This window comes from Mesorhizobium sp. M7A.F.Ca.AU.002.02.1.1, assembly GCF_003998535.1.
Classification (GTDB): domain Bacteria; phylum Pseudomonadota; class Alphaproteobacteria; order Rhizobiales; family Rhizobiaceae; genus Mesorhizobium; species Mesorhizobium ciceri.
Genome location: NZ_RZPB01000156.1, coordinates 1 through 9,972 on the forward strand (window position 1 = coordinate 1; position 9,972 = coordinate 9,972).

The following is a 9,972-nucleotide window of genomic DNA, read 5'->3' on the forward strand; positions in this document are numbered from 1 at the left end:
TTGCATGGCATCGGCGCCGGCACTGGCGTCGCCGCGCATCAGCACGCCTGCGCCGGGAAACAGGATCGCCGCAGGCGACGTGCCCAGTCGTGCAACGACATCTGCCACGGCCTCGCCTGGCTTCGCCACGACGGAGCCCTGGCCGAGGAAGATGACGTGGTCCGGATAGAGGCTGCCGGCCTGCGCCATGCGGCGGCTCTCAGCGTCGAGCGCAACCGCATGCGCTTCGACATCGGCCGGCAATCTGTAGCCGCTGTCGCCGGCAAGCGCGGCCAAGGCGTCGAGGTCGGGTGCGGCGGTCGCGCGCGCCGGCCGGGCCAGCAATGACCTGATACGGCGCAGCAGAAGCTCCGCCCCGGCGACGGTTTCGGCAGCGACGACCAGCCCGTGATTGCCAAGGATCAGCACGTCGACACCAGGCCGCAGTTTTTCGGCAATGCCGCGTGCAAGCGGCAGGCCGGGCCGGAAATAGGGCACATAGGCCCATTCGATGCCATCGAGCCGCTTGGCGACCTCGGCCTCGCCATCGGCCTGCACGGCAAGCGAGATGGTGTCGACGCAATGGACATGCAGAACGACGCGCTGCGGCATCAAAGCGTGCACCGTGGTCTCGATCGATGGCCGCAGGCCGCGCGGGTTGAGCGCTGCAATGGTGAAACCCTGCGGCTGGTCGGCGGCGCGATCGCGCTGTTCGACGGCTTTCAGCAGCGGCGCCATCGCCACCGGCACCATGATGTCATCGACGAGCGCGTCTTTCAGCCAGGTGCCGGAGGCCTTGATCCACAGCGTGTCGCCGGCTTTCAGCGAGGTGTTGCCGCCTGCCGCCTGGGTGAGATGCGGGCTCCGCCCTATGCTGGCCGAAAGCGCCCGCAAGGCCGCCAGTTCCTGCGCGTCAGCTTCGGTCGCCATGGCGCTTTTCCTCCAACGGCTCGGCCGTGTCCTGCGCGAAATCCCGTTGCCGGGATCGAATTGGCGCTGATATCGCAGAAACGAGTGATCTACGTCAATAGTGATCTACTGTCATCAAACACGCTTGCAATCCGACTAATGTTGAGTAAGTTACGCCAATTGCCATGGAAAATGGCATCCGGGAGGAAAGAATTGAGCGACTCCGGCCGTCAGCGTCAGATCGTCGAACTGTTGCGGGATCGTCCGTTCGCTTCGGTGCGCGAGTTGCAGGAGCGGCTTGGCGTTTCAGCCGCGACGGTCAGGCGCGATATCGACAGGATCGACGAGGCCGGCGAAGCGCGGAAGGTCTATGGCGGCATCTCGGCGCTCGACGGCGCTTCCCAGGCCGGTGTTGCCTACGCCAGGCCCTACGACGAGAACCGCGACCTTGCGGTCGAGGCCAAGCGGCAGATCGCCGCTCTCGCGGCGACCATGGTGCGCGACGGCGACGCCGTCATCGTGCATGGCGGCTCGACCTGCTTCCATCTGGGCGTCAAGCTCGCCGAGCGCAACATCCGCCTCTACACCAACTCGATGCCGCTGGCGGCCTATCTCAGCGACCACGGCCATTGCAGCCTGACGGTTGCGGGCGGTGATCTGCATCGCGAACCCGGCATCATCCATTCGCTCAGCCAGGCCGTGCCCTTCTATGCCTCCAAGTTCTTTCTCGGCGCGCAAGGCCTTGGCCAGGAAGGCGTGATGGAATCGCACCCGCTGCTGGTACGCTCGATCGTCGATCTCAGCCTTTGCGCCGACCAGATCGTGGTGCTGGCCGACAGCCGCAAACTGTCGATCCACGCGCGCAATGTCGCGCTGCCGCTTTCCCGCATCGGCACGCTGGTCACCGACGACGGTCTCTCCGACGCCGATGCGCGCATGCTGGAGGACGCCGGCGTCATGGTGCGGATAGCCTCGGGAGCCATCCAGTGAAGGTGGCTGTCCTCGATTTCGGCAAGACCAATTCGAAGCTGTTCGTCTTCGGCCAGGACGGGCGGATCATCGACGAGCGCCGGACACAGCCGAAATGGATGCGCCAAGGCGGCTTCAGCGTGCTCGACGAGGCGGCGCTCCACCATTGGGCGCTCAGCGCCGTTGCCGATACGGTCGACGGTCATGGAGTGGAAGGGGTCATGGTGTCGGGCCATGGCTGCACCTTTGCCTTGGTCGACGAAGCGGCGCTGACGCATCCGATCCTCGACTACGAGCAAGAGCCGCCGGCCGAGATTGCCGCGCGGATCGATCGCCGCATTCCGGACTTTTCGGAGACCTTTTCGCCGCGGCTGCCGCTCGGCTTCAACTACGGCCGCCACATGCTGTGGCTGCAGGAGGTCGATCCCGACGCGTTCGCTACGTCGAAATCGATCCTCGGCTATCCGCAATACTGGAGCTGGCGCCTTGGCGGGCGGGCGGTCTCGGAAGTGTCCTATCTCGGCTGCCATTCGCATCTGTGGGCGCCGCGGAGCCAGGACTTTTCCTCGCTGGTCGACGCGCAGGGCTGGCGTGACCGGATGCCTGGCTTCGAGCGCGCCGGCACCGTTATCGGCGAGCACCGCCTCGGCGCTGCGGCGCGACCGATCGCCATCCACAACGGCGTCCATGATTCGAATGCGGCGCTCTATGCCTATCGCCGGCAGGAGCTTGGCCCGGTCACCGTCGTTTCGACCGGCACCTGGGTCGTCGTGCTCAATCCGGATTGCCCGCTCGACACGCTCGACCGGGATCGCGACATGCTGGTCAATGTCGATGTCGGCGGCGGCCCGGTGCCGACCATTCGCTTCATGGGCGGACGCGAATTCGCAACCATCAGCGGCGGCTGGCAAGGCGAGATCGCCGGTCCGGTGGTGCAGCGGGTGATCGATGCCGGCATCATGGCGCTGCCGAGCTTCGCGCCAGGCGGGCCGATGCCCAGTCAGTCCGGCCGGCTGGTGGGGCGCATGCCCGATGCCGGGGAACGCGCGGCCACCGCGCTGCTCTACGTCGCGCTGATGGTCGATCTGTCGCTCGACCTCATCCATTCGAACAACACGGTGATCGTCGATGGCGGGCTGAACACAGGCGGTGTGTTGGCCGGACTGCTGGCGCAGTTGCGTCCCGGCCAGGCTTTCCTGCAGGGCGCCACGCTGGAGGGCAGCGCCACGGGTGCAGCGGCGCTCGCCTTCGAGAGCGTCGGGCGCGAATTCGCCGCCGAAGTTCCAGAGCCGGTGCACGCGTCGCGTTTCACCGGGTTGGCAGGCTATCGCAGCAACTGGCGTGACGCCACGATGGACCAGAGCGTCGCCGGTGCGGCAGTGGGAGGCGCGCGATGAGTGCGATTGCCCAGGCTGAGACGGCGCGCCAGCCGGTGCTGGAGATGCGCCACATCTCCAAGACGTTCGGCGCGATCCGTGCCTTGCACGATGTCTCGCTCAGCGTCCATGCCGGGGAGCTGCACGCCCTGATGGGCGAGAACGGCGCCGGCAAGTCGACATTGATGAAAGTGCTTTCAGGCGCCTATCGGCCGGATGCCGGCGGCGAGATCCTGATCGACGGCATGCCGGCTGCGACCGGCGATCCGATCAAGGCGCGCGCCAGCGGCGTCGCGGTGATCTATCAGGAGCTGTCGCTGGCGCCCAATCTGACGGTGGCGCAGAACATCTTCCTCGGCAACGAGCCGCGACGCTTCGGCATCGTCGATCGCGACCAGTGCACCCGGCGCGCCAGCGAGATCATCAAGCGGCTCGGCGTTTCCTTTTCGGCCCGCGACATGGTCTCCAGCCTGTCGCTCGGCGAGCGCCAGCTGGTCGAGATCGCCCGCGCGCTATCGACCAATGCGCGCATCATCGTCATGGACGAGCCGACCACGTCGCTGACCTCGCGCGAGACCGACCGGCTGTTCGAGGTCATCGCGACGCTGAAATCGCAAGGCATCGCCATCATCTACATCAGCCACCGCATGGAAGAGGTCTACCAGCTTGCCGACCGCGTCAGCGTGCTGCGCGACAGCGGTTATGTCGGCACGCTCGAGCGTGCCGACCTCAGTGCCTCGCGCCTCGTCTCGATGATGGTCGGCCGCGATTTGTCGGCTTTCTACAAGAAGGATCATCGGCCGCCGGATGAAAAGCGCGCGGTGGCGCTCTCGGTGCGCGCCATGTCCGACGGCCGTCTCCTGAAAAACTGTTCGTTCGACCTGCACAAGGGCGAGGTGCTGGCGCTGGCGGGTCTGGTCGGTTCCGGCCGCACAGAGCTTGCGCGGCTGATCTTCGGCGCCGACAGGCACATTTCAGGCACGCTGGAACTCGACGGCAAACCTGTAACCATCGGCTCGCCGCGCGAGGCGCTCGATGCCGGCATCGCCTATCTGACCGAGGACCGCAAGGAACTCGGCCTGTTCCTCGACATGTCGATCTCCGACAATATCAGCATGGGCGTGCTGGCGCGGGATTCGCGCGCCGGCGGCTTGCGCGACTTCGCGGCCGCCGAAAGGCGTGCTTCCAAGGCCGTTGCCGATCTCTCCATCCGCACCAGTTCGGTGCAGGCCAATGCCGGCTCGCTGTCGGGCGGCAACCAGCAGAAGGTGCTGCTCGCCCGCCTGCTCGAGACCGAGCCGAAGGTCGTCATCCTCGACGAGCCGACCCGCGGCGTCGATGTCGGAGCGAAATCGGAAATCTACCGGCTGATCGACAATCTCGCCAAGCAGGGCATCGCCATCCTGATGATCTCCAGCGAACTGCCCGAGGTGATCGGCGTCGCCGATCGCGTGCTGGTGATGCGCGACGGAAAGATATCGGGCGAGGTGACGGCATCGCAAGGCGAACCGCTAAGCCAGGAGGAAATCATGGAACTTGCAACGGGAGCGGCTCAGCAATGACCGACAAGGCGACCGAGATCAGCGCAGGCGGCCAGGCCACCGGCACGAGCCGACGGTTGCGCACGGCTTTCGCTGCCCTTGGCATGCTGCCGGTGCTGATCCTGCTGGCGGCCGGCTTCCAGTTCCTGAACCCGCGCTTCCTGACCGAGACCAACCTGTTGATCGTCACCCAGCAGTCGTCGATCAACATCGTGCTGGCGGCCGGCATGACCTTCGTCATCCTCACCGGCGGCATCGACCTGTCCGTCGGCGCCATCCTCGCCGCATCGGCGATGGTGGCGGTGATCGTATCGCTGGTGCCGGACTGGGGTTTGCTCGGCGTGCCGGCGGCCATTCTGGTCGGCCTCGGCTTCGGCCTCATCAACGGGCTGCTCATCGCCTACATCAAGCTGCCGCCCTTCATCGTCACGCTGGGTTCGCTGACCGCGGTGCGCGGTGTCGCCCGCCTGCTCGGCCAGGACACCACGGTGTTCAATTCGGACCTGCCGTTCGATTTCATCGGCAACGGTTCGCTGTTCGGCATCCCGTGGCTGGTCATCATCGCACTGTCGGTGGTGGTGCTGTCCTGGCTGGTGCTCAAGCGCACCGTGCTCGGCACCTGGATCTACGCCGTCGGCGGCAATGCCGAAGCGGCGCGGCTGACCGGTATCAAGGTGCCGCTGGTGCTGCTCTTCGTCTATGGCGTTTCCGGCCTGCTGGCCGGCCTCGGCGGCGCCATGTCGGCGGCCCGGCTCTACGCCGCCAACGGCTTGCAGCTGGGCCAGTCCTACGAACTCGACGCCATTGCCGCGGTCATTCTCGGCGGCACCAGCTTCGTCGGCGGCGTCGGCTCGATCTGGGGAACGCTGATCGGCGGCCTGATCATCGCGGTGCTCTCCAACGGGCTCATCTTGGCCGGTGTCTCGGACATCTGGCAGTACATCATCAAGGGATTGGTCATCATCGTGGCGGTCGCCCTCGACCGCTACAGGCTCCAGGCAGGAGCAAGAACGTGATTGACCTTAGTCGCCGGCGTCAACGACCGGTTTGTGTAACGCACCGTGAGAGGCGCGGGGCAATCGGAGGAAAGCAATGAAGACCATCGCCAAACTGCTCTGCGGCGTCGCACTCGCGTCGCTCGCCATCGCGCCTGCTTCGGCCAAGGACCTCAACAAGGTCGGTATCTCGGTCGGCCTGCTCGGCAATCCCTTCTTCGTCGCCACCATCAAGGGCATCGAGGACGCGGCCAAGAAGATCAACCCGAAGGTCGAGGTGACCTCGGTATCGGCCGATTATGACCTGAACAAGCAGGTCTCGCAGGTCGATTCGTTCATCGCCGCCGGTGTCGACGTGATCATGCTCAATGCCGTCGACGCCAAGGCGATCGCGCCGGCGGTGAAGAAGGCACAGGCCGCAGGTATCGTCGTTGCCGCCTTCGACGTTTCGGCGCCGGGCGCCGACGTCACCGTGATGACCAACAACGTCAAGGCCGGCGAAGAGGCCTGCCAGTACCTGGTCGACCACACCGGCGGCAAGGGCGACTACGTCATCCTCAACGGACCGGCATCGTCGTCGATCCTGGAGCGGGTGAAGGGCTGCAAGAACGTGCTTTCGCAGCATCCCGACATCAAGATCCTCTCCGACGACCAGAATGCCGAAGGCTCGCGCGACGGCGGCCTGAAGGTGTTCCAGTCGCTGCTCACCCGCTTCGACAAGATCGATGCGGTGTTTGCCATCAATGACCCGACGGCGATCGGCGCCCAGCTCGCTGCCAAGCAGCTCAACCGTTCGGAGTTCATCTTCACCGCCGTCGACGGCGCGCCCGATATCGAGAAGGAACTCTCTTCCGGCACCTCGATGATCAAGGCCTCGGCCTCGCAGGATCCCTATGTGATGGCCGGCCAGTCACTGACGATGGCGGCCGAGCTGCTGGCCGGCAAGAAGCCGGCGGAGCCGACCGTTCTGCTCGACCCGAAGCTGATCACGGCCGAGAACCTGAAGGACTACAAGGGCTGGACCGCAGCCCGCTAAATTCTTCCAAGACCGGTGCGGCCGGGATGACCCGGCCGCACCTTGTCAGCACCGGAGACGATGATGTCGCGTATTGGAATCCATTCTTTCGTCTGGTCGGCGAGCTCGGCTCAGGCCGATCTGGAGCGCACGCTGGCCAACACCAGGGAGGCCGGCTTCGATCTCATCGAATTCTCCTATCTCGACCCCGCCGATGTCGACATCGGCGGGCTCGCCAGGCGCATCGCCGATCTTGGCCTCGGCGTGGCGATCAGCATCGGATTGCCTGTTGACGGCGATATTTCGAGCGCCGACAGGGCGATTGCCGCGCGCGGCGTCGAAATCCTCAACGATACCATCGCGCTGACGCGTGACCTCGGCGGCCGGAAGGTCGCCGGCATTCTCTCGACCAGCCACGGATTGCAGGTCGAGGCGCCGACGCGCGATCAATGGCAGCGCAGTGCCGGCACGCTGGCCAAGGTTGCCGAAACAGCCAAGGCGGCCGGCGTCACGCTCAACCTCGAGATCGTCAACCGCTTCGAAAGCAATCTGCTCAACACCGCCGCGCAAGGACTGGCCTTCATCGAGGACACTGGCTCGGACAACATCTTCCTGCATCTCGACACGTTCCACATGAACATCGAGGAGGCCGATGTCGGGCTGGCCATCCATCAAGCCGCGGACAAGATCGGCTATGTCCATATCGGCGAAAGCCATCGCGGCTTCCTCGGCACCGGCAATATCGATTTCGCCGCGATCTTCGATGCGCTGACGGCGATCGGCTACAGCGACGATCTCAGCTTCGAATCCTTCTCTTCGGAAATCGTCGATGAGCACCTGTCGAAGAAGACCGCCATCTGGCGCAATCTGTGGACGGACAACATGGCGCTGGCCAAGCACGCGCGCGCCTTCATCGGGCTCGGGCTGGAGACGGCAAGGCGCAAGGCGGAACTCGTTTCGGCGCGCCACAAACCCTGACCCGCCCGTCGAGAGGGCGCGGCGTGCGCCGCATGGCAGGGCTCTGACTTCAAATCAACAAACGGCCTTATGGCAGCCAGTGCTGGCAGCTTTTGCGCCGCCAGCTTTTTCGCGATAGGAATTTTTTCTTGACTCGGTGACCTCAGCTATGGTACATTTTTGCCTATGGTGCTGATTTGCGCCAGTGACCCGCCGCACAGGCGGGTTTTTGTTTGATGCACCGTCAGCCAAGGTGCCGGCCGTATGGCGGCGGCATTGCTCGCGGCAGGTGCATCGGTTATCTGACCGGCCAGGCAAACAGCGCCACGCAATCCCCAAACGGAGTTCAGCACATGACACGCGAGACAATCCTCAAATTCGGCACCGTCGAACACGCGGACGCAGGCGATCTGGCTGGCTGGATCGTCGTCGAGGGCAGGCCGACCATGCAAACCGCCGTCCAGCACACGACCGAGGACGGCAAGGTGTTGTCGGGCACCTGGCGGGCGACACCCGGCACCTATCACGCCACCTATACCGACTATGAGTTCGTGCACATGATCGCCGGCCGCATCATCATCACGCCGGACGGCGGCACGCCGGTCGAGGTCGGCCCCGGCGATGCCTTCGTCGTGGAAGCGGATTTCAAGGGAACCTGGAAGATCATCGAGCCGGTGACGAAGCATTTTGTCGTGCGGGTCGGCTGAAGCGGGGTGATCCGTCTGGCCGCGCCATCGCGGCGAGTGCTCAAGCGAAGCTTTTTCGTGCCTCCGGGGGCCTTTTGGAGGCCATCCCACCGACATCGCCTGGGTGTCGCCGATGGCTCGGAGGAGGTGCGCTGACCTGGGCGCGGTAAGCGTATTCGCTGATCTCTGCATTCGCCGGGGCCTCGGCCAGGCCACTCCTCGGACTCCGGTCATTGGGTCATGAAGGCGTCTGCGGCGTCATCCAGACGGTCGGCCTCGACATGAATGATACGGCACTCGCCAGCCAAGCGCCCTCTCATCGGTGCTTGCCGGCCAGGTATCCTTGATAGACCGGATTGATCCCCTAGTTCTTTCGGGGGCGCGGCAATCGCGAGGTTGCCTCGGGGGCAGCGGCGGTTCGCGCCGTTCTGACTGCACGCCGCGGAAAGACGGTTGGACCGACGCATCCATGGAGGTCGTCGTGCGTCAATCGCGTGGATTCACCTGTGCGTATTTCGTCTTAGCTTGCTCGATCGCGGTAGTTTGCGCAGGAGCTGCAACCGGTGGTCAGCAAGGCGGAGGGCATGGCAACGGCGGCCATGGTTCTGGTGACCATGGGGGCGGTGGAGGTCATGACGCCGGCGGCAACCAGGGCGGCTCGCACAAAGGGACTGGCGACGACCCCGGCGGCTCCAGTTCGTCGGCGGACGACGGCGAGACCAGCACAAGCGGCACTACGACAGCCCCGGGGACTGTAGGTTCGGCCACCGCCACTGCTGTTGCGTCCGCAAGGGGCGGACAGTCGCTCGACCTCCCGGCCGCTCTCCAGCCTCCCAGCGACAGCAAAACTCAATCAACAGTCAGCCGAACCGAGGCGCTGCCGGGCGTCCCGGATAAAGTCGTTCGGGCCTGCCATGATGCCATCGAGTCGGCCGCCGCTCCGTTGGGGGCGACCAGCGTGCGCGTCACCAGCGCGGGCTTCGTACATCAGTTGAGTCGGGCGACGATCTCGGCCCCCATCGAGGTCAGCATCGACTATGCGCGGCAAGGCAGCGTGGAAACGCGGCAGGCGGCGATCCAATGCGAATTGGACGCGACAGGCAGCGTGATCGGCCTGACATAGCGCATCGCGCAGAACACTCTCGCTGATGAAGCAGGGTGAATTCGAGAGGCCATTCATCTTTGGCCGAAATGGCAGCAGGCCTCGGGTGCATTACGAAGGGGTGCGGGGCATCAAAAATGGCCTTCCACGGAAGCGACCGCGCAGTCGGAAATCACTGCGGTGTCACGTGTCTTGGCAAGAGCGAATAAGGAAGTGTGATCGAACGCACCCGGGTCATCCGCGAAGGGCTGCGAACCTTGCCAATCTTCTTGCTGACGGCCTTCACCTGGCTGGCTGCCGCGCGGCCAGAACGCGGCTTCAGGGGCGGTTCGATCTGCGCGCTGCGGCGCTCAGTCCTGAGCCTGTCGTTGTCCCCGCGCGCCGCAGCCAAGTCGCGGGCAAGAGAAACAGTGGCCTTGCGTTGCTCGTCCAGAGCCTCCTGA

Annotated in this window: 9 protein-coding genes and 1 pseudogene; 8 read left to right on the forward strand and 2 right to left on the reverse strand. The window is 64.9% G+C overall.

The window, feature by feature from the left end:
- The coding region (locus EN879_RS12445; protein WP_164774386.1) for a class II aldolase/adducin family protein at positions 1 to 909 on the reverse strand (909 nt) is incomplete at its 3' end.
- Positions 910 to 1,101: 192 nt separating this feature from the next.
- Here EN879_RS12445 and EN879_RS12450 point away from each other — a divergent pair.
- From EN879_RS12450 to EN879_RS38950, 8 genes are all read left to right on the forward strand, one after another.
- A complete protein-coding gene (locus tag EN879_RS12450; RefSeq protein WP_013529337.1) occupies positions 1,102 to 1,878 on the forward strand; it encodes a DeoR/GlpR family DNA-binding transcription regulator in 777 nt (258 codons plus the stop codon).
- On the forward strand, positions 1,875 to 3,254 hold the full coding sequence (locus EN879_RS12455) for an FGGY-family carbohydrate kinase (protein WP_063169119.1): 1,380 nt from the start codon (positions 1,875 to 1,877) through the stop codon (positions 3,252 to 3,254). Before EN879_RS12450 ends, EN879_RS12455 begins: the two co-directional genes overlap by 4 nt.
- Positions 3,251 to 4,795 carry a sugar ABC transporter ATP-binding protein gene (locus EN879_RS12460; protein ID WP_024503725.1) on the forward strand — a complete coding sequence of 515 codons (1,545 nt, stop codon included), beginning with the start codon at positions 3,251 to 3,253 and terminating at the stop codon, positions 4,793 to 4,795. Before EN879_RS12455 ends, EN879_RS12460 begins: the two co-directional genes overlap by 4 nt.
- Positions 4,792 to 5,790: a COG4158 family protein gene (locus tag EN879_RS12465; RefSeq protein WP_027162931.1), complete on the forward strand. Its 999-nt coding sequence runs from the start codon at positions 4,792 to 4,794 to the stop codon at positions 5,788 to 5,790. Before EN879_RS12460 ends, EN879_RS12465 begins: the two co-directional genes overlap by 4 nt.
- A gap of 76 nt (positions 5,791 to 5,866) precedes the next feature.
- Positions 5,867 to 6,805: an ABC transporter substrate-binding protein gene (locus tag EN879_RS12470; RefSeq protein ID WP_013529341.1), complete on the forward strand. Its 939-nt coding sequence runs from the start codon at positions 5,867 to 5,869 to the stop codon at positions 6,803 to 6,805.
- A gap of 63 nt (positions 6,806 to 6,868) precedes the next feature.
- Complete coding sequence (locus EN879_RS12475; protein WP_063169118.1) at positions 6,869 to 7,762, forward strand: sugar phosphate isomerase/epimerase; 894 nt, start codon at positions 6,869 to 6,871, stop codon at positions 7,760 to 7,762.
- A gap of 332 nt (positions 7,763 to 8,094) precedes the next feature.
- Positions 8,095 to 8,448 carry a cupin domain-containing protein gene (locus EN879_RS12480; protein WP_024503728.1) on the forward strand — a complete coding sequence of 118 codons (354 nt, stop codon included), beginning with the start codon at positions 8,095 to 8,097 and terminating at the stop codon, positions 8,446 to 8,448.
- 937 nt (positions 8,449 to 9,385) lie between these two features.
- Positions 9,386 to 9,550 (forward strand): hypothetical protein, encoded by a 165-nt coding sequence (locus tag EN879_RS38950; protein ID WP_164745797.1) that lies wholly within the window; start codon positions 9,386 to 9,388, stop codon positions 9,548 to 9,550.
- A 151-nt stretch (positions 9,551 to 9,701) separates the two neighbouring features.
- On the opposite strand, the pseudogene EN879_RS12490 reads toward EN879_RS38950, so the two are convergent.
- Positions 9,702 to 9,972, reverse strand: a pseudogene (locus EN879_RS12490) (hypothetical protein); the annotation flags it as partial.